The sequence below is a fragment of the Bradyrhizobium sp. AZCC 2176 genome (assembly GCF_036924645.1).
Lineage (GTDB): Bacteria > Pseudomonadota > Alphaproteobacteria > Rhizobiales > Xanthobacteraceae > Bradyrhizobium.
The window spans coordinates 1,608,382-1,630,772 of sequence record NZ_JAZHRX010000001.1 but is presented as its reverse complement, the minus strand read 5'-3'; the positions used below and the strand labels follow the sequence as shown (position 1 = coordinate 1,630,772).

Sequence of the window (22,391 nt, the reverse complement as noted above, 5' to 3'; positions counted from 1 at the left end):
GGGCTATATACGCCTTCCAACCCCTTTGGCGCAATGGTCTGCTAAAGTGCCTTGACAGAGCCTGAAAGCAGTCCCAAGTCCTTATACGAATTGGCCGTTCCCAGCCCGCCGGCTAGGGGTGATTCGGTCCCCGAGATAGCCCCATGCCCTCTGTGTCGACGCCAGCGAAACCGGACCTCAGAATCGTGCTTTGTTCCCCCCGGGGCTTTTGCGCCGGGGTGGTGCGGGCCATCGACACCGTGGAGCGGGCGCTCGCCATCTACGGGGCCCCGGTCTATGTCCGTCACGAAATCGTGCATAACCGCTACGTGGTCGACAGCCTGAAGACCAAGGGCGCGATCTTCGTCGAGGAACTCGCCGAAATCCCCGACAATACCAACGCCCCCGTGGTGTTCTCGGCCCATGGGGTTCCCAAATCGGTTCCGGCCGATGCCCGTGCCCGCAATTTCTTCTCGCTGGATGCGACCTGCCCGCTGGTCACGAAGGTGCACCGCGAGGCGGCGATCCATTTCAAGCGCGGCCGCGAAATCCTGCTGATCGGGCATTCCCACCACCCCGAGGTGGTCGGCACGCTCGGCCAGTTGCCGGCCGGCGCAGTGACGTTGATCGAGACCGCGGAAGACGCCAAGACGTTCACGCCGAAGGATCCCAACAACCTCGCTTTCGTGACCCAGACGACGCTGTCGATCGACGACACCGCGGAGATCGTTGCGCTGCTCAAGGAGCGTTTTCCGAACATCAACGGGCCGCACAAGGAAGACATCTGCTACGCCACCACCAACCGCCAGCTCGCGGTCAAGAAGGTGGCGCCGGTGGTCGATGCGCTGATCGTGGTCGGCGCGCCGAACTCGTCGAACTCGCAGCGCCTGCGCGAAGTCGCCGAGCGCGAGGGCTGCCCGGTCTCGGTGCTGGCGCAGCGTGCCTCGGATCTCGACTGGTCGCGCTTCGAGGGCATCAAGAGCCTCGGCATCACGGCGGGCGCGTCCGCGCCGGAAGTGATCGTCGAGGAAATCATGGGCGCCTTCGCCGAGCGCTTCGAATTGCATGTGGAGACGGTGTCGGCCGCGGAGGAGAACGAGTTCTTCCCGCTGCCGCGTTCGCTGCGGCCCGAAGCTGCCGCCGAGTAGTCGCGATGGCGGTTTACACCGACGTCGCCGCCGAAGACCTCGCGGAGTTCCTGAAAGGCTACGACATCGGCGACTTGCTCTCCTACAAGGGCATTGCCGAGGGCGTCGAGAATTCCAACTTCCTGCTGCATGCCAGCAAGGGCGCGTTCATCCTCACGCTCTATGAAAAGCGCGTGGCAGTAGACGATTTGCCGTATTTCCTGTCGCTGATGGCGCATCTGGCCGAGCGCGGCGTGCGCTGCCCGCAGCCGGCGCGCAATCGCAAGGGCGAAGTCTATAGCGAGCTTGCGGGCCGTCCCGCGGCGATCATCAACTTTCTCGAAGGCATGTGGCCGCGGCGGCCCAATGCCGCGCACTGCGCCGGCGTCGGCGAGGCGCTCGCCAAAATGCATCTGGCGGGGCGCGACTTCCCGATGTTCCGCAAGAACCCGCTGTCGGTCGAGGGCTGGCGGCCAATGTTCGATCTCGCAGCCCCGCGTGCCGATAGCGTCGCGCCCGGCTTGCAGGACTTCATCGCGCGCGAGCTCGATCACCTTGAAGCGTGCTGGCCGAAAGATCTGCCTCCCGGCATCATCCATGCCGATCTGTTTCCCGACAACGTGTTCTTCCTCGGCGACAGACTGTCGGGACTGATCGACTTCCCGTTTTCCTGCAACGACATGCTGGCCTACGACGTCGCGATCTGCCTGAACGCGTGGTGCTTCGAGGCGGATCATTCCTTCAACGTCACCAAGGCCCGCGCACTGCTCAACGCCTATGGCCGCGAGCGCCAATTGTCTGATGCCGAGCAGGAGGCGTTGCCGCTGCTGGCGCGCGGCGCGGCGCTGCGTTTCCTGCTGACGCGGCTGGTCGATTTTCTCAACGTGCCGCCGGGCGCGCTGGTTAAGCCAAAGGACCCGCTCGAATACGTCCGCAAGCTGCGCTTCCACCAGAACGTCGGAAGCGTGCGCGATTACGGCTTGACTCAATCAGGATGCGCCGCTTGAGCGAACTGCCCCACGTGACGGTCTTCACCGACGGCGCCTGCTCGGGCAATCCCGGCCCCGGCGGCTGGGGCGCCATCCTGAAATTCGGCGAGACCGAAAAGGAATTGAAGGGCGGCGAGACGCACACCACCAATAACCGCATGGAACTGATGGCGGCGATCTCGGCGCTGGAAGCGCTGAAGAAATCATGCGTGGTCGATCTCACCACCGACAGCCAGTACGTCCGCCAGGGCATCACCGGCTGGATTCATGGCTGGAAGAAAAACGGCTGGCGCACCGCAGACAAGAAGCCGGTCAAGAACGTCGATCTCTGGCAGCGTCTCGACGCCGCGCTGAAGCCGCACCAGGTGCGCTGGCACTGGATCAGGGGCCACGCCGGCCACGCTGAAAACGAGCGCGCCGATCAACTCGCACGCGACGGTATCGCGATGGCGCGGCTGCAGGAGAGGGTGGGGAAGTAGGGCTGGATTCGTAGGGTGGATAGAGAGCCGCGGCGAAACCCACCATCTCGCCGTCATGGCCGGGACAAGCCCGGCCATGACGAATTCCCTGAGGCGAAGGCGCTTACTCTTAAAGCTGCCCCAGCAGCGTGTCGCCGCCGGAGACCTCGACCTTGCCGGGCGCGGGCTCGAGGTTGAGCTTCTTCACCACGCCGTCGTCGACCAGCATCGAGTAGCGCTTGGAGCGGATGCCGAGCCCGTTGCCGGAGGCGTCGAGCTCCATGCCGATCGCCTTGGTGAAATCGGCATTGCCGTCGGCGAGGAACACCGCCTCGTCGCGCTGGTCGGTGTCGCGCTTCCAGGCGTTCATGACGAAGGCGTCGTTGACGGAGACGATGGCGATGGTGTTCACGCCCTTGTCCTTGATGGCATAGGCGTTGAGGAAGATGCTGGGCAGGTGCATCTTGTGGCAGGTGCCGGTATAGGCGCCGGGCACCGCGAACAGCGCCACCTTCTTGCCCTTGAAAATATCGTCGGTGGTTTTGACCTGCGGCCCTTCCGCCGTCATCACGCGAAACTTGGCTTCCGGCAGCTTGTCGCCAACTTGGATCGTCATCGTCAGTTCTCCCTCAATGAGCGGGTGGTGTCTTATAGCGTTTTCGAGCGAAGTGGATACCGGTTCGCGTGAAGAAAACGCGTCAGAACAAGAATCTAGAGCGAATGCTCTAGACCGGGCAGGTGACCGGCACAATATTCGTCAGGCTCGAAACGGCAACGGTGAAGGCCGTTCACGCTTGCGTCATCACGGCGAAAAGCCGCCTTCGTCCAGAAAGGCCTGCTCCTCTGGCGTGGTCGCGCGGCCCAGGAGGCGGTTGCGGTGAGGGAAGCGGCCGAAGCGCCGGATGATCTCGGCGTGATGCTCGGCCCATTTCAGGCTTTCGGTATGGCCGGCCGCGCGCTGCAATTCGATGCAGCGCAACTGGTCGGCGAGATGCTCCGAATGCATGAACGGCAGATAGAGGAATTCACGTAAAGCGGGATCGATCCGCGCGTCCACGCCGCGATCGATGGCGCGATGCGCCGCCTCACGCGCCTCGGCATCGCTGGCATAGGTCCTGATGTCGCCGCGGAACATGTTGCGGGGAAACTGGTCGAGCACGATGACCAGCGCCACCGCACCGTCATCGCTGGCTTCCCATGAGGATAGCTCGCCGGCGGCCGCGCGCTGCCACAGGCCGAAAAAGCGCCGGCGCACCTCCGCATCGAACGCGTGGTCGCGGCTGTACCAGCGCTCGGGGCCGGCGTCACGCCAGAACGTCAGAATCCCGGCCGGCGTGACGGAAGCTTCAACCATGAGGGGCCCGTATGCCCCTCAGGCCGCGGCCTTCTTTTCGTCGCGCAGTTCGCGGCGCAGGATCTTGCCGACATTGGTCTTGGGCAGGTCGGTCCTGAATTCGATCTGCTTGGGGACCTTGTAGGCGGTGAGCTGGGTGCCGCAATACTTGATGACTTCGTCGGCCGAAAGGTTTTGGTCCTTCTTGACGATGAAGGCTTTCACCGCCTCGCCCGATTTCGAGTCGGCGACGCCGATCACGGCGCATTCCAGCACGCCCGGATGGCTCGCGATCACTTCCTCGATCTCGTTCGGATAGACGTTGAAGCCGGAGACCAGGATCATGTCCTTCTTGCGGTCGACGATCTTGGTGTAGCCGCGCTCGTCCATCACGCCGATGTCGCCGGTGCGGAAGAAGCCGTCCGCGGTCATCACGTTCGCGGTCTCTTCCGGCCGATTCCAGTAGCCGGCCATCACCTGCGGGCCCTTGGCGCAGATCTCGCCGGCTTCGCCGAGCGGCACTTCCTTGCCGTCGTCGTCGCGGATCGAGATATAGGTCGAGGGCACGGGAATCCCGATCGAGCCGGAGAACTTGTCGGTATCGGCGGGGTTGCAGGTCAGCGCCGGCGAGGTTTCCGACAGGCCATAGCCTTCCGCCAGCGGGCAGCCTGTTACCTTCAGCCACTTCTCGGCGACCGGTCTTTGCACCGCCATGCCGCCGCCGTTGGAGACCTTCAGCTTGGAGAAATCGAGCTTGTCGAAGCCCGGCGTGTTTAACAGGCCATTGTAGAGCGTGTTGACGGCCGGGAAAAAGCTGACCTGGTGTTTCATCAACTCCTTGACGAAGCCAGCCATGTCGCGGGGGTTGGGAATCAGCAGATTAGTGCCGCCGGCCCGCACGCCCAGCAGGTAGCACGCGGTCAGTGCAAAGATGTGATAAAGCGGCAGCGCGCAGACGATGACCATCTGGTCGACAATCGGCGGTTTTTTCAGCGCCGGCTGCAGCCAGGCGTCATTCTGCAGCACGTTGGCCAGGATGTTCTTGTGCAGCAGCGTGGCGCCCTTCGAGACGCCGGTGGTGCCGCCGGTATATTGCAGGAAGGCGACGTCGTCGCGGTTGAGCTGCGGCTTGTTCAGTTTCAGGCTGCGGCCGGCGGCGAGCGCCTCGTTGAACGGGACTGCACCCGGGATCGACCAGGCCGGCACCATCTTCTTCACCTTGCGCACGACCAGATTGACGATCACACCCTTGAAGCCCAAGAGATCGCCCATGCTGCCGACGATCACATGCTTGACCGCGGTCTTCGCGATCACCTGCTGCACCGTGGTGGCGAAATTCTCCAGAACGACGATCGCTTCCGCACCGGAATCCTTGAGCTGGTGCTCGAGCTCGCGCGGGGTGTAGAGCGGGTTGACGTTCACCACCGCATAGCCGGCACGCAGCACGGCCGCTGTCGAGACCGGATATTGCAGCACGTTCGGCATCATCAGCGCGACGCGGGCGCCTTTTTGCAGGCCCTTGCTCTGCAGATAGGCGCCGAGTGCGGCCGACATATCGTCGAGATCGCGGTAGCTGATCGACTTGTCCATGCAGATGAACGCCTTGCGGTCGGCAAACTTCGCAAAGCTTTCTTCCAACAGCTCGACCAGCGACGAATATTGGGTAACGTCGATATCGGCTGGCACGCCGGCCGGATATTGCTTGAGCCAGATCCGCTCCATGGTATCTCCCCTCTGGTTGCTTCCCTGTTTCTTGGCCGGGCACGCCTTGTTTTGGGCAGTATTGTGAATGCCGCCGCCGATGGCAAGCGGCTGCGTGCTATCGACGCATTTCAGCGATCTCGAATAGTTCGGCCGAACGGTAGAAAAACTGCCTGATTAAGGGGCTTCGCAGGCCGTTAACCAGCCGGCTTGGTTTCGCCCTTGGGTTTAGCGGCGGCCTTCGGCTTGGCCGGCTTCGGCGCGGGCTTGTCTCCGGCGGCGACCGGCTTGGCGGCGGCCGGCTTCTTTTCGGCCGAGGCAGCCGGTTTGGCGGCAGCGTCCGGTCTGGCGTTCGCATGCCTGACCGCAGCAGGCTTGGCTGCCGGCTTCGCGCTGGCTTCAGCCTGGGGCGCCGCGGCGTCAGGCTTCTTCGCTGCAATCTTCGATTTCTTGGCGCGCTTGGCCGGCGTCTGCTTCTCGGCCTCAGCCGCAATGGCCGCGATCAAGGCAGGGCCGGTCTTGGTCGGGCCGGTGTAGACCGGAACAGGCTCGGACGGCTCCGCCGCGGCAGCCAGCAATTCCGAGGGCTTGCCAATCGGCGGCTGCAGCCCGGCGGTGAAGAACGTGACCGCGGTCTCGCCGCTCGACGCGCTGCCATTGGCGGCGACGACGTCGGCATCCTCGTCGGTGGCCGGTCGCTTGCGCTTGCCGTTGCACATCTCCTCGCGCAGGTTCGGCGGCGTCGCATCGATCGGGACCAGATTGTCGACGGTGCCGAGCGCGGGCTTCAGCCAGCCCAGCCCGTTGCCGCCGAAGCCACGCTCCAGCAATTGCGCCGCGCGAACCGCGCGCGCCTGTCCCGAGGAAGCGCCGAGCACGACGGCAATCAGCCGCTTGCCGTTGCGCGTGGCGGAAGCGACCAGATTGTAGCCGGAAGCGCATATGAAGCCGGTCTTGAAACCGTCGGCGCCCGGATAGCGTCCGATCAGCTTGTTGAAGTTCGGCGTCACCCTGCGGCCGTAGCGAATCGAGGGGATGTGCATGAAGTATTCGTATTCCGGCAGGTCGCGAATGACGGCGCGCGCCAGGATCGCGAGATCGCGCGCGGAGGTGATCTGTCCGTCCGCCGGCAGGCCGTTCGGATTGACGTAGCTCGTCTGCGTCATGCCGAGCCTCGAGGCGGTCTGGTTCATCATCGCCGAGAAACCGTCGACCGATCCGCCGACGCCCTCGGCGAGCACCACGGCCATGTCGTTGGCCGATTTCACCATCATCATCTTCAGCGCGTTGTCGACGGTGACCTGAATGCCCGGACGAAAACCCATCTTGGACGGCGACTGCGAGGCTGCGACCGGCGACACCGTCAGCAGCGTGTCGAGCGACAGACGCCCTTCCTTCACTGCCTTCAGCGTGACGTAGGCCGTCATGATCTTGGTCACCGATGCCGGATACCAGGGCATGGTGGCGTTGTCGGCCTGCAGGACCTTGCCGGTATCGGCTTCGACGACCAGCAACGCTTCGGCGTGCACGGCGCGCGGCGTCACGACGGCAAGTGCCGCCACGAGGAAGATCCAGTTCAACGACGAATGGCGAGGCAGCAGGCGAAGAAAATGCACTTTTCCGTTCCGGTCCTTTGAGACCCGCCTTCGAAAAGGAGGTCCTTGAGAAGCTAACGATCGGGTTTCAAGCGTGTCCGGTGCCGTCGCTTTGCGGCAGGCGCAAACCTATACCGGCTTGGCGGGCCAGAACAGAGCCCGGGCGATTAAATGGTGAACGAAATCGTCGCAAATTCGGCGATGCCCAAACCGTGATCGCGCTCACGCAGGCCCTATTTGGCCTCGATTCCGGCGCGCGCATTCTCCTGCACCATGAACTGGGCCTTCGCGAGTTCCGCAAAGCGTCCGCCCTTGGTCACCAGTTCATCAAAAGTTCCGCTTTCGATCACGCGGCCATTGTCGAACACCAGGATACGGGTGGCGTTGCGAATGGTTGAAAGGCGGTGCGCGATCACAAAGGTGGTGCGGCCCTTCATGACCTCGTCGAGGGCCGCATTGACCTTGGCCTCGGTGACGGCGTCGAGCGCACTGGTCGCCTCGTCGAGGATCAGGATCGGCGGGTCTTTCAACAGCGCGCGCGCGATCGACAGCCGTTGCCGTTCGCCGCCGGACAGCATGCGGCCGCGCTCGCCGGCATGGGTCTCGAATTTCTTGTCGCTGCGTTCGATGAATTCGAGCGCCTGCGCGCGGCTCGCGGCAATGCGCATTTCCTCGTCGGTCGCGTCCGGCTTGCCGACCTGCAGGTTCTCGGCGATCGAACGGTTGAACAGCAGCGCCTCCTGGAACACGACGCCGATGTTCCGCCGCAGCGCGGTCAGCTTCAGGCCGCGGATATCCATGCCGTCAATCTTGATGATGCCGGATTGCGGATCGAAGGCGCGGTGCAACAGCGCGATTGCGGTGGATTTGCCGGCGCCGGTCGGGCCGACCAGGGCGATGGTCTGGCCGGGCAAAGCGGTAAACGAAACGTCTTCGACCGCGGGCCGCTTGCCGTCATAGGAAAACGAGACGTCGTGGAATTCGACGAGGCCGGAAAGCCGCCCGGTATCCATGGCGCCCGGCCGGTCGCGTACCGCGGGTACTGCGTCCAGCACGTCGAAGAATTCCTGCAAGCGCGGCGCCTCCATGAACACGCTGTTGATGAAGCTCACCACCTGTTCGAGCTTCTGGATCAGCATGGTCGCGAAGCTCACGAACATCACGATCTCGCCGACCGTCGTCTGTCCCTGTGCGTGCAGGTAGATGCCGACGGTGAAGATCGCGAGCACAGTGATGGTGGTAGAGGCGCGGGTGATGACGGTGACTAGCGCCCACCAGCCCAGCACCGGCATCTGCGCGGCGAGCAGCTTGTCGGCGACGAAGCGCAACCCCTGAACTTCGGCGTCGATCCGCACGAAGCTCTGCACCAGCGCGACATTGCCGAGCGCGTCGGAGGCGCGCGCGGACAGATCGCTGTACTGCGCCTCGACCTCGCTCTGCATGCCGTAGGTCTTGCGCACCACCAGCGTCGTCAGCACGGTGAACACCACGCACAGCACGAACAACAGGATCGCCAGCCGCCAGTTGATATAAAGCGCCAGCGGCAGCAGCACCACCAGCGACAGGATGGCGGCAAAGTGCTCGCGGAAGAAGGCGAGCCAAAGCCGCCACAGCGAGTCGGTGCCGTTCAGCATCACCTTCATCAGCCGGCCGGAATGGGTGCCGGTGTGGAAGGTCAGCGGCAACTGCATGATGTGTTCGAAGTAATCCGTCAGCACCGCCTGACGCTGGCGATGCGCCAGCTTGTCGGCGTGGAGCGCGACAATGGCGCTGCAGCCGATGGTGAACAGGCCGAACGCCACCCAGGCCGCCAGCAGCGGCCAGGCCGAGTTCGAAGCCAGCGGCCCGGTCTGCGGCCTGCCCGAGAGCACGTCGACGATCTTGCCGAACAGCACCGGCTCGGCGAATTGCGCGCCGGCCAGCAGCAGGTTGGCGATGGCGAGAATCCAGCCCAGCCGCGCCTCCTTGCCGAGCAGCTCGAGGACGCGAGTGTAAAGGCGCAGCATGGACATCAGGTTTAGCGACTCGGCAGCAATGGGGAAGCGATCAGAGACGCATTCTAATCAGGGATCGCGGTTCAGAACCAGAGCGGGATCAATTAATCAAACGGTCGTTGAGCGGCGGCAGGAACTGGTCGTCGAAGATGTCGGAGGCCTGCGGGCGCTTCTGAAACTTGAAATCTTCCGCGACCTGGTCGATCGAGCGCTCGAAGCGCGCCGGATCGATCGCGCCGATGCCGTTGCGTTTCACCTCGCTGGTCAGGATGTTGTCGCGCAGGATGGCTTGCAGGCGCTCGAGTTCGAGGTCCCTTGAGCCGCCGTCCATGCGATTGGCGACTTCGGCCGCGGCGCCCGCGGGGTCCTTTATGGTCTGATGCAGGCCGCCGATCACGGCCCGCACGAAGCCCTTCACCGCCTCGGGCTTGGCGGCCGCCAGCGCCGGATTGACGATAACAGCGAAGCCATAGGCCTCGCAGCCATAGTCGGCGAATTTCAGCACCGCCAGATCATCGGCAGGCACGCCGCGGTCCCGCAGATTGATCGCGGACAGATAGGAGAATCCGGTCGCGGCATCGATCTGGCCTGCCGACAGCATCGGCTCGCGCACCGCGGCGCTGATGCTGCTCTGTTTCACGCTCTTGATCTTGATGCCGTTCAGATGTGCCACCGCCGGCCACAGCCGCACCGACAGGTCGCCTTCGGCGACGCCGAGATTCTTGCCCTCGATGTCGGTCAGCGCGCGGACGCCGCGGCTCCTGCGGGCGATGATGGCATAGGGCGCCTTGTTGGAGAGCATGAACACCGCCTTGATCCTGGGGCCGCCCTGCTTGTCCTTGTCGCGAAACCGCATAAGAGCGTTGATGTCGACGAGGGCGAAATCGCTGGTGCCTGCCGCGACGCGCGCAATCGCATCCGACGATCCGCTGGCGATGTTGATCGTGACCGCAAGCGCTTCCGCGCTGAACAGGCCGCCGGCTGCGGCCATCACGAACGGCGCGGCTGCGGCATCGATCGGACGATCGAGCGAAAACTGGATCGCGAGCGGCGGCCGGGGCTCATCCGCGGCCACCACATTGCTCGCCATCAAGCCCGCAATCGCGCACAGCCCGGCAAGGGAAGCCAAGAGAGCGCTCGAGAGAGCGCTCAGGCGGGAGCGGATGCCGTTGGTCCTGATAGCACGCATCGAGGTTACATCAGCACGAGGTAGGACAAGTTGCCGCGCCGGCGATGACTGTTTCGTGACATCGCCAACGGCATGAATCGCCCTTGGGCGAGCCATTCTGCAGCGTCTAACCTGAACGGGCGATGACTGCCACGATTTTGCCAGAGATCGTTCAGCCGCCGTTCGGATTGGGGAACCTAGTATCCGCCCAGTGGTTAGCTATTTGAGGCCTGTCGGGCCAGCTCCCACGGAGGATGTCGAGATGTTTGCGCGAAAGGGTTTGTTTTCATCGATCGGCCGCGCCGGCGCGGTGGCGACGATCGCAGCGGTGGCGCTGACGGCTGTCCAGCCGTCGATGGCCTTCGCCGACTCCGCGACTTCAGGCAAGGGCGTCGCGGCGTCGGCCGGGACCAGCGACGCGACCGATATCAGCGCGCGCCGCAGATATTATCGCGGCGGCGGTGGTGCCGCGGCAGCGGCGGCCTTTGCCGGCATCGTCGGCACGGGGCTTGCGATCGCGGCCGCCCAGAACCGGCGCGACTATTATTATGACAGCTACGGCTACTACGGTGGGGTGCCGGCGTATTATGGCGGACCGGTCTATTACGGAGGCGGCCCCTACTATGGCGGCGGTTACTATCGATCGAGCGTGCCCCACTATCGCGGGCATCCTCTCGCCGACTGGTAATTGTGACCGCCGTTAAAGCAGGCGTTAAAGATGAATCCACCGGTCGCTTCGGCCGGTGGATTTTTTTCTGGTTGCAGGCCTGGCCGTTAACACGCTTGCCACGGCTTTGCATTAGGTTTGCAGGATGAGTGATTCGCTCGAGCGGCTTTATCAGGCTGTCATCGCGGCCAGGGATCTCGATCCGGCCACGTCGCGAACGGCCCGGCTGTTTCAGCGCGGCCCCTCCAAGATGGCCAAGAAGCTCGCCGAGGAAGCCATCGAGGTCGTCATCGACGCCGTCAACGGCAAGACCGAGGCGGTGGTCCGCGAGAGCGCCGACCTGCTTTACAACCTGACCGTCCTGTGGGCTTCGGCCGGCGTGAAGCCGGAGGACGTCTGGCGCGAAATGGAGCGCCGCGAGGATCTGCTCGGCATCGCCGAGAAGCTGCCGAAGTCGGCGGTCAAAATGCCCAAAGCCCTAATGTCCAAGGCCCCGGCGAGCAAGGCGCTACCTGCCAAGGCGTTGCCCAAGACTTTGCCCAAGAGTTTGCCGAAGGCGACGGCGTCCCCTGCGGTCCGGCGGCGAATTGTCGCGCTGGAAGGCCGCTCCTCGCGTAAACGGCACTAATTCTTCCCGAATTCCGTCCTTTTCCGGCATGGACAAATCTGCCGCATGATGGTTCATGCGCGCATGCTCAAACGGACCTACGACTGGTGCATCGACGCCGCCGACAAGCCCTATGCGCTCTGGATTCTGGCGGCCGTATCCTTCGCGGAAAGCTCGTTCTTCCCGATTCCGCCCGACATCATGCTGCTGCCGATGTCGCTGGCACGGCCGAAGAAGGCATGGTGGTTCGCGACCGTCTGCACGATCTCTTCCGTGGCCGGCGGCGTGGTCGGATACGCGATCGGCGCGCTGCTCTACGATTCGATCGGGCACTGGCTCATCACCATCTACGGTCTCAGTGACAAGGTCGAGACCTTCCGGGCCTCCTATGCCGAATGGGGCGCGGTGATCATCCTGCTGAAGGGCCTGACGCCGATCCCCTACAAGCTCGTGACCATCACCTCGGGCTTCGCAGGCTATAACATCTGGCTGTTTATCCTGTGCTCCATCGTGGCGCGGGGCGGGCGCTTCTTCGTGGTCGCCGTCCTGCTCAACCGCTATGGCGACCTGATCCGGAGCGAGCTGGAAAAGCGGCTCGGCCTGTGGGTGGCCATCGGCGCGGTTGTGCTGGTGCTCGGCTTCTACATCGCGTTCAAGCTGGTCTAGCCGCTTTGCCGGCATGCCGGCTTAAGGCTACGTTCTGCTCATGTCCGATCGAACCGGCCGTTTATTCAAGCTATTCGGGACGCAACGCGCGACCGTGGGCCTCGTTGCATCCATGCTGGCGATCGCTCCCGAAATTGCCTGGCCGCAGGCCGCGCCCCAGCCCTCGCTCGGCGTGCAGTCGCCGGCCCAGCAACCGGCGCCGGCTCAGCCCGAGCCGCAGCAGATCGAACCGGCGCCGCCGCGACGCGAGGAAAATCCGGGACTGATCAACGAAATCGAAAAGCTGTTCGAGAAATCCAAAGCGCTGCTGCCGCCGCTGAAGGGCCCGAGCGAGACCTTCGAGGATTTCAACGCGCGCACCAGGGATGCCGGCCAGAGCCTGTCGAATATCGCCAAGCCGTCGGCCATGGTGAGCGGGCGGGCAGCGTGTCTCGTGGCGGCCAACGGCGCGCCGGACTGCAAAGCCGGCGCCGACCGGCTGTGCCAGAGCAATGGCTACAAGGAAGGCAAGAGCCTCGACACCGACGCGGCCGAGAAATGCTCGCCGAAAGTGTACCTGCCGGGCTACAAGCGCCAGCCGGGCGACTGCAAGACCGAAAATTACGTAACGAGGGCGCTCTGCCAGTAGCGCGTCATCTTTCGGACGCGGGACCGGCTTCCGGAAAAGATCGTGCTCAAACAAACCTTGGGGTGGAAGTTCGAGGAAAAGCCGTCGCACGCCAGCGTGAAAACGCAATACTTGACACTGGAAAGATTGCCTTGTTGGTATGATGTTTGGCATCCCTGGGACCGTGCCTTGCTCTCCGGAATAAACTGAAGGATCGTTTCGAATGTCCATGCCTGCCTTGTTCAAGGGCCGTTTGTCGCTACCCGTGATCGGTGCGCCGCTCTTCATCATTTCCGTGCCGGATCTCGTGATTGCGCAATGCAAGGCGGGTGTGGTCGGCTCGTTCCCGGCGCTCAACGCGCGCCCGCCGGCGCTGCTCGACGAGTGGCTGGCGCGGATCAAGGAAGAACTCGCCGCTTACGACAAGGCGCACCCCGAGCGGCCGTCGGCGCCGTTTGCGGTCAACCAAATCGTGCACAAGTCGAACAACCGGCTCGATCAGGATCTGGCGCTCTGCGAGAAGCACAAGGTGCCGATGATGATCACCTCGCTCGGCGCGCGCGAGGAACTCAATCAGGCGGCGCATGGCTGGGGATGCATCGTCTTTCACGACGTGATCAACCAGAAGTTCGCGCACAAGGCGGTCGAGAAGGGCGCCGATGGATTGATTTTGGTGTCGGCTGGCGCCGGCGGACATGCCGGCGAGATTTCGCCGCTGGCCTTCGTGGCGGAGACGCGCGCCTGGTTCGACGGTCCGATCGCGTTGTCGGGGGCGATTGCCAACGGCCGTGCCATCCGCGCGGCGCGGATATTGGGCGCGGACTTCGCCTATATCGGCTCCGCCTTCATCGCCACCAGGGAGGCCAACGCCGTCGAGGGCTACAAGCAGATGATCACGACCTCGACTGCGGAAGATATCGTCTATTCCAACCTGTTCACCGGCGTGCACGGCAATTATCTGAAACCGTCGATCGTCGCGGCCGGCATGGATCCCGACAACCTCCCGACCTCTGATCCGTCGAAAATGAGCTTCGGCACTGATGCTTCCGGCGAGCGCGCCAAGCCGAAAGCCTGGAAGGAAATCTGGGGCTCCGGCCAGGGCGTCGGCAGCGTCGCCGAGGTTTTGCCGGCCGCTGAATTGATCGCGCGGTTCAGACAAGAATATGATGAGGCGGTCGACCCCGCATTGTGATGCGTCCTGCGCGGGGCGCGCCGTCGCAACTACGACGGAGGATCGAGCATGGCCGTACAGGATCTGAGCGCGCATGTCGCGCTGGTGACGGGCGCATCCCGCGGCATCGGCGCGGCGGTTGCGCTGACGCTTGCGGAATCAGGCGCCGCGGTCGCAGTCAACTACCGCGAGCGCGTCGATGATGCCGAGACGATCGTCGCCCGGATCAAGGCCGGCGGCGGCCGCGCCATTGCGGTTGCGGCCGACGTCGCGCAGGCCGTTTCCGTTGCCGGTCTGGTCGAGCAGGTCACCAACGCGCTCGGCCCGATCGACATTCTCGTCAACAATGCCGGCGTCGCGATCGTTCGCGGCGTCGACGACCTCACTGAGGATGATTTCGACCGCACCATCGCGGTGAACCTGAAATCGGCGTTCCTCTGCACGCAGGCGGTGCTGCCCGCGATGCGCGCGCGCCAATGGGGCCGGATCGTCAACATCTCGTCGGGTGCGGCGCGCGGCGCCGGCGCCATCGGCGTGCACTACAACGCCTCCAAGGCCGGCATGGAGGGGCTGACGCGCGGCTATGCGGCGCGGCTCGTCAAGGAAGGCATCACCGTCAACGCGGTGGCGCCGTCGCTGATCGCAACCGACATGATGGGCGGCCGGACTGATCTGGCCCGTAACATCCCGCTCGGCCGCATGGGCCAGGCCGAGGAAGTGGCGCAGGCCGTCGCGATGGTGCTCGGCAACAGCTACATGACCGGACAGACCATCGTCCTCAATGGCGGCATGGCCTTCATTTGACGCGCGCTGCCTTGCTCGCCATCTCCTGCGAACGGCGCGCGGCGCTCCGCCTGTCGCGGCCTCGACTCGTTCGGTCGAAGCAGGCAAGAAGTGGCTTCCTTTGATCGGCAGGATCTCTCATTCATGGATGCCATCTTTCGCGTTGACGGCAACGACGTCGTCACCAGCCCGTTTGCTGCGGGACCGTGGGACCCGAGCATGCAGCACGGTTCGCCGCCGGCGGCGCTGGTCGTGTGGGCGGCGGAGCGGATTCCCGCGCCGGTCGCGATGCGGGTCGCCCGCGTGACCGTCGACCTGATGCGCCCCGTGCCGGTGGCGCCGCTGACGATCGAAAGCGAGGTGTTGCGCGAGGGGCGCAAGATCCAGCTTTGCGCCGTCAGGCTGCTCGCCAGGGGCGTGGTCGTGGTCAGTGCGACCGTGCTGAAGATCAAGGTGCAGGCCCACAAATTGCCCCCCGAGGCCACGATCCTGCCGGTCGAGCTTCCGGGGCCGGATCAATCGCGGGTCGAGCCCGCGGATTTTTCCTCCAGTCCTTTCGTGACCGGCATGTCGCTGCGTGCCGCCCGCGGCCGGTTCGGCTCGCCCGGTCCCGGCGCGATCTGGTACCGCGTCGACCGGCCGATCGTGGCGGGATCGTCGGTATCGCAGGCGATGCGCGCGATGGCGGCGGCGGATTTCTGCAACGGTACTTCGGCGGTGCTGGATTTTCGCGAGTGGACGTTTCTCAACGCCGATCTCACCGTGAATTTTTCGCGGGAGCCGGTCGGCGACTGGATCCTGCTCGATGCCGAATCCTGGATCGGCCCCGACGGTGCGGGGCTGGCCATGGCGCGGCTCGCCGATGCGCGCGGCCATTTCGGCCGCGCCATCCAGAGTCTGGTGATCGAGAGGCGCTGACTGTGCCCAGACAGCTTGGAGAAGCCGCGATCACGGGGATCGCGGCTTCGCCAATCATTCGAGATCGAGCGGCTGGTAGCGCCCGCTTTCGTCGAGCGCCGTGCCCCAGATCTTGTGCGAGGCCTGGTGCTCGGAGCGGCCAAACCCGAGCGAGGTCCCGAGACCGAGGTCGAGGTTGCGCATGGTCTCCAGCGTGTCGATCAGCCGCTCGGTGTCGAGTTGCGGCCCGGCCCGCTTGATGCCCTGGATCAGGACGTTGGCGGCGACGTAGCCCTCGAGCGACACGTAGTCCGGCGCCTCGCCAGGGAAATATTTGGCGAGCGCGTTCTTGTATTCGAGCACCGCCGACGAGTAGCCCGACACCGCCGGCACCACCTGCGTCACGATGATGCCGTTGGTGTAACGCGGTCCCAGGAGCTTCAGTTCTTCGGCAAGCGCGGTGGAGCCGACGAATGAAACGTTGGAGTAGATCATGCCGGGATAGAGGTCGCGCGTCTTCTCGATGAACCGCGCCGCGGCCCGGTAGGTGGCAACCATGACAACCGCCTTGATCGGCGGCTTGGCGAGCTTCAACTGGTTGATCGCATCGTCGACGTCGACGGTGTTTCGCGCGTAGTTGAGGCGGACGATGGCACTGTCGTTGACGCCCATCGCGCGAAACGCCTTGGCGACCCCGGCAAATCCGGCATCGCCGTACGAATCCTGCTGCGCGAAGACCGCGATTTGCCGGGGCTGCAGCCGGCGAATCTTGACGAGATAGCGGACGACAGAGTCGGTTTCTTCGGCGTAGCTGGCGCGATAATTGAAGACGTAGCGGTCCGGCGGATCGTTGCGCAGGATGTTGGAGCCGGTGAAGGCCCCGAAGAACAGCATCCGGCGTTCGAGCGCATAGGGGATCGCCACCGCCGCTGTCGGCGTGCCGACATTGCCGACGATGCCGAACACCTGGTCCTTTTCATAGAGCTGCTTCATGGCTTCGCCGGTACGCGATGGCTCGTAGCCGTCGTCCGCAGCGAACAATTTGAGCATTCGCCCGTCGACGCCGCCGGAATCGTTGATCCGGTTGAAGGCGGTCTCGATACCGAGCTTCATCTGCCGGCCCAACTCGCGGGCCGAGCCGGAGAAGGGGGCGGCGATGCCGAAGCGGATTTCCTTTTCGCCGATGCCGCGCGGCAGCGGGCCTGCCGGCACATTGGCCGTCGGCGCGGTTGCGGCATTCGCTGCGGTCGCGGCGGCCGCTGGCGACGGGCCGATCACGCTGGAGAGGCTCGGTCCGGAGATCGAGCGTTCGAGATCGGCCAACTGGCGGTCGGCCCGGATGCAGTCGATCTTGCCTGAGGTAACGGCGGTACGTCCCTCAGCCACGCTGCGATCGAACACCTGCGTGAGATCGGAACGCTCTGCCTCGTTCGACGAAGCTTCCCGGATCACCTGCGAAAATTTGTCGGCGATGGTCTGGATGCGGGGACGCGCAATGTCGCGGCAGGCCTGCGCCGAACCGATTACGGGGCCGACGCGGCCTGCAAGGTCGCGCACGATCCCAATGTCGCCGGCAGCCTGGGCGCTGCCTGCAATGCCGATGAGCACAGCCCCGACCAGCAAGGTCATCCGGTGCGAGGTCATGGCAGACTCCTTGAGAACAAGATCGCCGTAAGTCGGTTCTCGGGCATGGTCAGCCCTCCGTCTGGATTATGGGTTGGTACGTTGCGGCGTGGCCGGATCCGGCCTCTCGCGCCACTGCATGAACTGCTTGAGCAATTGGCTGTCCTGCTCGGACGCCGCCGGAGCGCTCGGCGGCGTGGAGGCGAGCAGGGCTTGGAATTCGTTGATCGCAGCCTTTGGCGAAGCCTCGCTGGACTGGAACAAAGTGGTCTTGATCGACTGCGCGACGTTGGAGAACGTCGACGTCGACGGCTCGCCGTCGCTCTGCCGCGAGCCGGGCACGGCGACGACGAAGAACAGCGCCACGAGGGCGGCGACGCCGATGGCGCCGGCGAAGCGTGCCGCAACGGTCCACAATGCCTTCTTCGACTCCAGGTCGGGTTCGTGCATCACCTCGGGATCGAGGGGATGGCGCAGCGCGTCGGATACTGCGCTCTCGAGTTGGGAGTCGAACGACGCCGGAGAAAACGGCGTCTCGGGGCCCGCGCCGCGCAGAGCCGACCGTTCACGTAGCCAGCGCGGCGCGTAGTACAGCGGATCGCGGGGATTGAGATGCTCCTGCTCACTCACACTACTCATACGCTTACTCCTCATGACACTTGGCGGATTAGCATTCGGCGAATTAGCACTTGGCGGGTTGGTACTTGACGGATTACCCGGCGGATTGGTTGGCGGCGAAACGGCTTCGGGCGTATCGGACAGGAGCTCCAGCTCATGCAGGAGGTGTGCGGAGGAATCCACGTCCGCTCTCCACCCACCGCTAAGTTTGGTTAGAAAATTTGAATCAAAATGTTCGGCGTCGTCCGTGCGTTCGACGACACCTGTCTGCGAGATACTGTCTCGCGACCACACCATCCCCACGGCTTCCACTGCCTTAGTCCCCTGCCGGCAAATGTCCGTCTGCCCGACGGAATGAGCCGCCAGACTCAGGGAGCCCGTCAGCCACACATAAGTTTGTTGGATCCGCGCGAGGACTAATTTAGGTCGGAAACGTGACGAAAGTAAGTTGAGCTCTTGTTAACTACAACTCGCGAGACCCTTGTTTGCAAAGGCTTTGCAGCGCATTGCCCGCGCTCCGCAGCAAGAATCGGCCACAAATGCGCCGGATTTGCCGTCCGTTGCGCGCTTTTCTGCGCGCAGCGCGCGTTGTCGCATTAATTACTCGTTAACCAAGTTCGCCGATTGTTAACCATTCAATAAGAAAGGCGAGTCGAACATCATGGACGTCCGAGCGGATCCCACGCGTCAACTGGTCCGGCTGCGCGGCCGTTCCTATGTCGCGTTCGTATTCAGCCCTGTCGTGCCGATCGTGGAATGGCTCGCCGAGATCGACGCTACGCTCGCGCGCTCGCCGGGCTACTTCGTCGGCAAGCCGATCGTGCTCGATCTCGCGGCCGTCGACCTTTCCAGCGCTGCCATCGCTCATCTCGTCTGCAGCCTCAACGAGCGCAGCATTCGCGTTCTCGGCATCGAGGGCGTGGACGAAGAGCGCCTCGCGGCGAACATGCCGCCCTTGCTGACCGGCGGCCGCGCCTGCGTGATCACGCGAAACGAGCCGGTGCAGAAATCCGAACCGGAAGCCAAGCCGAAGCCGACCTCGCTGTTGCTCGAAAGCCCGGTGCGTTCGGGGCAGTCGATCGTCTTCATGGAGGGCGATGTCACCGTGCTTGGCTCGGTTGGCTCCGGTGCGGAGATCGTCGCCGGCGGATCGATTCACATCTACGGGACGCTGCGCGGCCGCGCGATGGCGGGCGTCAACGGCAATTCCAATGCGCGGATCTACTGCCAGAAAATCGAGGCCGAGTTGCTTGCGATCGACGGCTACTACCAGACTGCAGAAGAAATCGACGTCTCGCTTCGCAACCGCCCGGCGCAGGCCTGGCTGGAAGGCGATACCATGAAAATTACCCCGCTGAATTAACCGGCTAAGGAGATCACGTATGGCCAAGGTCCTGGTCGTTACCTCAGGCAAGGGAGGCGTTGGAAAGACCACCTCGACGGCCGCGCTCGGCGCGGCGCTTGCGCAAAGCGGGCAAAGCGTCGTGGTGGTGGATTTCGACGTCGGGCTGCGCAACCTCGACCTCGTGATGGGCGCCGAACGCCGCGTGGTGTTCGACCTCATCAACGTGGTGCAAGGCGTCGCCAAGCTGCCGCAGGCCTTGATCCGCGACAAGCGCCTCGAAAATCTCTGGCTGCTGCCGGCCTCCCAGACGAGGGACAAGGATGCGCTCACCGACGAGGGCGTCGGCCGCGTTATCGCCGAGCTCAAGAGCCGGTTCGACTGGATCCTGTGCGACAGCCCCGCCGGTATCGAGCGCGGCGCGACGCTCGCCATGCGCTACGCCGACGAGGCCGTCATCGTCACCAATCCCGAAGTTTCCTCGGTGCGCGATTCCGACCGCATCATCGGCATGCTCGATTCGAAGACGGTGAGGGCGGAACGCGGCGAACGCGTGGAAAAGCACGTGCTGATCAGCCGTTACGATCCGGCGCGCGCCGCGCGCGGCGAGATGCTCACGATCGACGACATCCTCGAAATCCTCGCAACTCCGCTGCTCGGCATCATTCCCGAAAGCCAGGAAGTGCTGAAAGCGTCAAACGTCGGCACGCCAGTGACGCTCAACAATGCCGAGAGCGCGCCAGCGCGCGCCTATATCGATGCCTCGCGCCGCCTGATGGGCGAGGAAGTCGCCATGGTCGTGCCGTTGGAGCGCAAGGGCTTCATGAACCGGCTGTTGGGACGGAGAGCTGCATGAGCATGAACCTGCTGCGGCTGTTCGGCAGCCGCAACGCATCCGCCCCGGTTGCGCGGGAGCGGCTGCAGATTCTGCTGTCGCACGAGCGCGGGCTGCTCGGCCAGTCCGACTTGCTGGCCACCCTGCGGGAGGAAATTCTCGCCGTGGTGGCGAAACACGTGGTGCTCGATCCCGACAAGGTCATCGTCAAGCTGGAGCGGGGCAAGACCGTCTCGACGCTGGAAGTCGACATCGAAGTGCCCAACAACTTCGACAAGGCGAAAGCGCAGGCCGAAAGGCGCATGGCGGGCTGATCGTGGACGCTGTCCCGCCCGTGCTTCCACGACGGATGGACGTTCGTATCGCGATCCGCTCCAAGATCGTCTCGCCCCGGGCTACATCTGCAATTGTACGGATTGCCAGGCGGCGTCCGGCGGCGCGTTTGCGCTGAACAGGTCGGTTTGCACTTCGCCGGTGTCCCGGACGCTGCGCAGCACGCCGTTCTTACGGCGTGATGCGCCGCTGGTCGCGACCAAGCAAGCAGCTCGGTCGTGGGTATAGATCCCGGCTCTGCGGAGCAGCCTTAGCACGTCGAAGACGCGCGTAAACGCGCTGATGGCGCGCTGCACCGCGTCCGGGACACGAAACTGTGTCTACCCCACCATCCGGTCGCGGCCGGTCCAGAAGCCGGCCTTCAGCACCTTCTTGTCGACCTTGCCGACGCCGGTCATCGGCAGCTCGGTAACGAACTTGATGTGTTTTGGCGCGTGCGCCGAGCCCTTCTTGGCCTTCACCAGGTTGATCAGCTCGTCCTCGTTCGGCTTGGCGCCTTCGCGCGCCACGATAACGGCGGTGACGGCCTCGCCCCATTTGTCGTCGGGCACGCCGACCACGGCGACCATCGCGACGTCGGCATGCTGCGACAACACATCCTCGATCTCGCGCGGAAAAATGTTGAAGCCGCCGGAGACGATCATGTCGTTCTTGCGGTCGAGGATGAACATGTAGCCGCGCTCATCGGCGCGCGCGATGTCGCCGGTGTGCAGCCAGCCGCTCCTCAGCGTCTCCGCCGTGGTGTCCGGCCGCTGCCAGTATCCGGCCATCACGTGGCTTGCGCGCACGCAGATCTCGCCGGCCTCGCCGGTGGCGACTTCCTGGTCGTCATTGTCGAGAATTTCGACCCGACACGCGGCGATCGGGAATCCGCAGGATAAAAACAGTTCCGGCGTCCTGGAATCGTGGTCTTTCTTGCGCAGCACCGATATCGGATAGCATTCGGTCTGGCCGTAGAGCTGCGAGAACACCGGCCCGATCCGCTCGATGCCCTCGACCAGCCGGCTCGGCGACATCGCGGACGCGCCATACAGCAGAAGTTCGAGCGAGGAGAGGTCGGTTTTGTCGAGTGATGGATGATCCAGCATCACGTAGATCATGGTCGGCACGAACAGGGTAAAATTGATACGCTCGCGTTCGATGGTCTTGAACACCGCTTCGGGGTCAAAGCCTTTCAGCATGTGCACGGTGCCGCCGCGCATCAGCGTCGGCAGTACTTTTGTTCCCGCGACGTGGCTGATCGGCGCGACGGTGAGATAACGCGGCGTTTCCGGAATTTCGAAATCGGCGAGGATCGCGTTGGCAAAGCCGCCATATTCGCGGTGGTGCCGCAGCGCGCCCTTGGATTTGCCGGTCGTGCCGCCGGTGTAATTGAGCGCGGCGATATCGTCGGGTCCGGCAAAGCTGCGCGCCGTGGCGCTGCCGGCCGCTTCGATCGCCCGCAGCAGATCGGCGCCGTAACCGGCGGGACCGAGCGTGAAAACGGTTCTCAAACCGGTGGCACGCGCCGCGAGTTCGCCGCCACGATCGCGGAAGGTGACACCGTCGACCACCAGCATCTGCGCTTCGGAATCTTCCAGTTGAAACAGTTGATCGTCCAGCGAACCCAATGGATGCAGCCAGGTGATCGCAAACCGCGACAATTGCGCGGCGCAGCCGGCGCACCAGGCGTCGGCGCGGTTGGCGGTGAGAAACGCGACGCGGGTGCCGGGCGCAAAGCCCAGTTGCATGAAGACGCTTTGCATGCGTCCGATCAGGTCGGTCGCGCCGCGGTAGGTGAGCGATCCGCCCGGCCAACTGAACGCCGTGCGCTCAGGGTAGCGTGCCAGCGCCCGCAAGGTCTGCTCGCATACCGCCGGAAACGCATAGAGCGGATTGCTCATTCTTTTCTCCCGCTG

General features: G+C 64.0%; 23 protein-coding genes. 13 read left to right on the top strand and 10 right to left on the bottom strand.

What is annotated here, in order from left to right; all coding sequences use genetic code 11:
• Positions 1-143 precede the first annotated feature (143 nt).
• From ispH to rnhA, 3 genes are read left to right on the top strand one after another with little or no spacing between them, the layout of a single operon-like run.
• On the top strand, positions 144-1,127 hold the full coding sequence (ispH, locus tag V1288_RS07360; RefSeq protein ID WP_334356425.1) for a 4-hydroxy-3-methylbut-2-enyl diphosphate reductase: 984 nt from the start codon (positions 144-146) through the stop codon (positions 1,125-1,127).
• A 5-nt stretch (positions 1,128-1,132) separates the two neighbouring features.
• Positions 1,133-2,113, top strand: coding sequence for a homoserine kinase (locus tag V1288_RS07355; protein WP_334356424.1), 981 nt, complete (start codon positions 1,133-1,135; stop codon positions 2,111-2,113).
• Positions 2,101-2,574 carry a ribonuclease HI gene (gene rnhA / locus V1288_RS07350; protein ID WP_334356423.1) on the top strand — a complete coding sequence of 158 codons (474 nt, stop codon included), beginning with the start codon at positions 2,101-2,103 and terminating at the stop codon, positions 2,572-2,574. The genes V1288_RS07355 and rnhA overlap by 13 nt, the downstream gene beginning before the upstream one ends.
• Positions 2,575-2,683: 109 nt before the next feature.
• Here rnhA and V1288_RS07345 read toward each other — a convergent pair whose 3' ends face one another.
• The 6 genes from V1288_RS07345 to V1288_RS07320 form a co-directional block, all read right to left on the bottom strand.
• The gene (locus V1288_RS07345) at positions 2,684-3,169 is read right to left on the bottom strand and encodes a peroxiredoxin (RefSeq protein ID WP_057854710.1); all 486 of its coding nucleotides are present in this window, start codon (positions 3,167-3,169) and stop codon (positions 2,684-2,686) included.
• Between the two features lie 186 nt (positions 3,170-3,355).
• Complete coding sequence (locus V1288_RS07340; RefSeq protein ID WP_334356422.1) at positions 3,356-3,907, bottom strand: DUF924 family protein; 552 nt, start codon at positions 3,905-3,907, stop codon at positions 3,356-3,358.
• An 18-nt stretch (positions 3,908-3,925) separates the two neighbouring features.
• Positions 3,926-5,608, bottom strand: coding sequence for a long-chain fatty acid--CoA ligase (locus tag V1288_RS07335; protein WP_334356421.1), 1,683 nt, complete (start codon positions 5,606-5,608; stop codon positions 3,926-3,928).
• A gap of 176 nt (positions 5,609-5,784) precedes the next feature.
• A complete protein-coding gene (locus V1288_RS07330; protein ID WP_334356420.1) occupies positions 5,785-7,203 on the bottom strand; it encodes a D-alanyl-D-alanine carboxypeptidase family protein in 1,419 nt (472 codons plus the stop codon).
• A 212-nt stretch (positions 7,204-7,415) separates the two neighbouring features.
• Positions 7,416-9,194, bottom strand: a complete 1,779-nt coding sequence (locus V1288_RS07325) for a glucan ABC transporter ATP-binding protein/ permease (protein WP_334356419.1) — start codon at positions 9,192-9,194, stop codon at positions 7,416-7,418.
• Positions 9,195-9,276: 82 nt separating this feature from the next.
• On the bottom strand, positions 9,277-10,365 hold the full coding sequence (locus tag V1288_RS07320) for an ABC transporter substrate-binding protein (RefSeq protein WP_442893920.1): 1,089 nt from the start codon (positions 10,363-10,365) through the stop codon (positions 9,277-9,279).
• 241 nt (positions 10,366-10,606) lie between these two features.
• Here V1288_RS07320 and V1288_RS07315 point away from each other — a divergent pair, with 241 nt between their 5' ends.
• From V1288_RS07315 to V1288_RS07285, 7 genes are all read left to right on the top strand, one after another.
• Positions 10,607-11,032 (top strand): hypothetical protein, encoded by a 426-nt coding sequence (locus tag V1288_RS07315; RefSeq protein WP_334356418.1) that lies wholly within the window; start codon positions 10,607-10,609, stop codon positions 11,030-11,032.
• 124 nt (positions 11,033-11,156) lie between these two features.
• Positions 11,157-11,639 carry a phosphoribosyl-ATP diphosphatase gene (hisE, locus tag V1288_RS07310; RefSeq protein WP_334356417.1) on the top strand — a complete coding sequence of 161 codons (483 nt, stop codon included), beginning with the start codon at positions 11,157-11,159 and terminating at the stop codon, positions 11,637-11,639.
• Positions 11,640-11,702: 63 nt separating this feature from the next.
• Entirely contained in the window at positions 11,703-12,284 is a 582-nt protein-coding gene (locus V1288_RS07305) for a YqaA family protein (RefSeq protein ID WP_334361224.1), read from the top strand.
• Between the two features lie 112 nt (positions 12,285-12,396).
• A complete protein-coding gene (locus V1288_RS07300; RefSeq protein ID WP_334361223.1) occupies positions 12,397-12,912 on the top strand; it encodes a hypothetical protein in 516 nt (171 codons plus the stop codon).
• 202 nt (positions 12,913-13,114) lie between these two features.
• Complete coding sequence (locus tag V1288_RS07295) at positions 13,115-14,083, top strand: NAD(P)H-dependent flavin oxidoreductase (RefSeq protein WP_334356416.1); 969 nt, start codon at positions 13,115-13,117, stop codon at positions 14,081-14,083.
• Between the two features lie 48 nt (positions 14,084-14,131).
• Complete coding sequence (locus tag V1288_RS07290) at positions 14,132-14,866, top strand: SDR family NAD(P)-dependent oxidoreductase (protein WP_334356415.1); 735 nt, start codon at positions 14,132-14,134, stop codon at positions 14,864-14,866.
• A gap of 123 nt (positions 14,867-14,989) precedes the next feature.
• Positions 14,990-15,763, top strand: coding sequence for a thioesterase family protein (locus V1288_RS07285; RefSeq protein ID WP_334356414.1), 774 nt, complete (start codon positions 14,990-14,992; stop codon positions 15,761-15,763).
• 54 nt (positions 15,764-15,817) lie between these two features.
• Here V1288_RS07285 and V1288_RS07280 read toward each other — a convergent pair whose 3' ends face one another.
• On the bottom strand, positions 15,818-17,386 hold the full coding sequence (locus tag V1288_RS07280) for an ABC transporter substrate-binding protein (protein ID WP_334356413.1): 1,569 nt from the start codon (positions 17,384-17,386) through the stop codon (positions 15,818-15,820).
• Between the two features lie 66 nt (positions 17,387-17,452).
• Complete coding sequence (locus tag V1288_RS07275) at positions 17,453-18,004, bottom strand: hypothetical protein (protein ID WP_334356412.1); 552 nt, start codon at positions 18,002-18,004, stop codon at positions 17,453-17,455.
• Positions 18,005-18,644: 640 nt separating this feature from the next.
• Between V1288_RS07275 and minC the strand changes: the two genes are divergently transcribed.
• The 3 genes from minC to minE are packed head-to-tail and all read left to right on the top strand — an operon-like array spanning position 18,645 to position 20,474.
• Positions 18,645-19,346, top strand: a complete 702-nt coding sequence (gene minC / locus V1288_RS07270) for a septum site-determining protein MinC (protein ID WP_334356411.1) — start codon at positions 18,645-18,647, stop codon at positions 19,344-19,346.
• Between the two features lie 19 nt (positions 19,347-19,365).
• On the top strand, positions 19,366-20,181 hold the full coding sequence (gene minD, locus V1288_RS07265; protein WP_334356410.1) for a septum site-determining protein MinD: 816 nt from the start codon (positions 19,366-19,368) through the stop codon (positions 20,179-20,181).
• Positions 20,178-20,474, top strand: a complete 297-nt coding sequence (gene minE / locus V1288_RS07260) for a cell division topological specificity factor MinE (RefSeq protein WP_334356409.1) — start codon at positions 20,178-20,180, stop codon at positions 20,472-20,474. The genes minD and minE overlap by 4 nt, the downstream gene beginning before the upstream one ends.
• Before the next feature lie 81 nt (positions 20,475-20,555).
• Here minE and V1288_RS07255 read toward each other — a convergent pair whose 3' ends face one another.
• Positions 20,556-20,696: a hypothetical protein gene (locus tag V1288_RS07255; RefSeq protein WP_334356408.1), complete on the bottom strand. Its 141-nt coding sequence runs from the start codon at positions 20,694-20,696 to the stop codon at positions 20,556-20,558.
• 117 nt (positions 20,697-20,813) lie between these two features.
• On the bottom strand, positions 20,814-22,376 hold the full coding sequence (locus tag V1288_RS07250) for an AMP-binding protein (protein WP_334356407.1): 1,563 nt from the start codon (positions 22,374-22,376) through the stop codon (positions 20,814-20,816).
• Positions 22,377-22,391 lie beyond the last annotated feature (15 nt).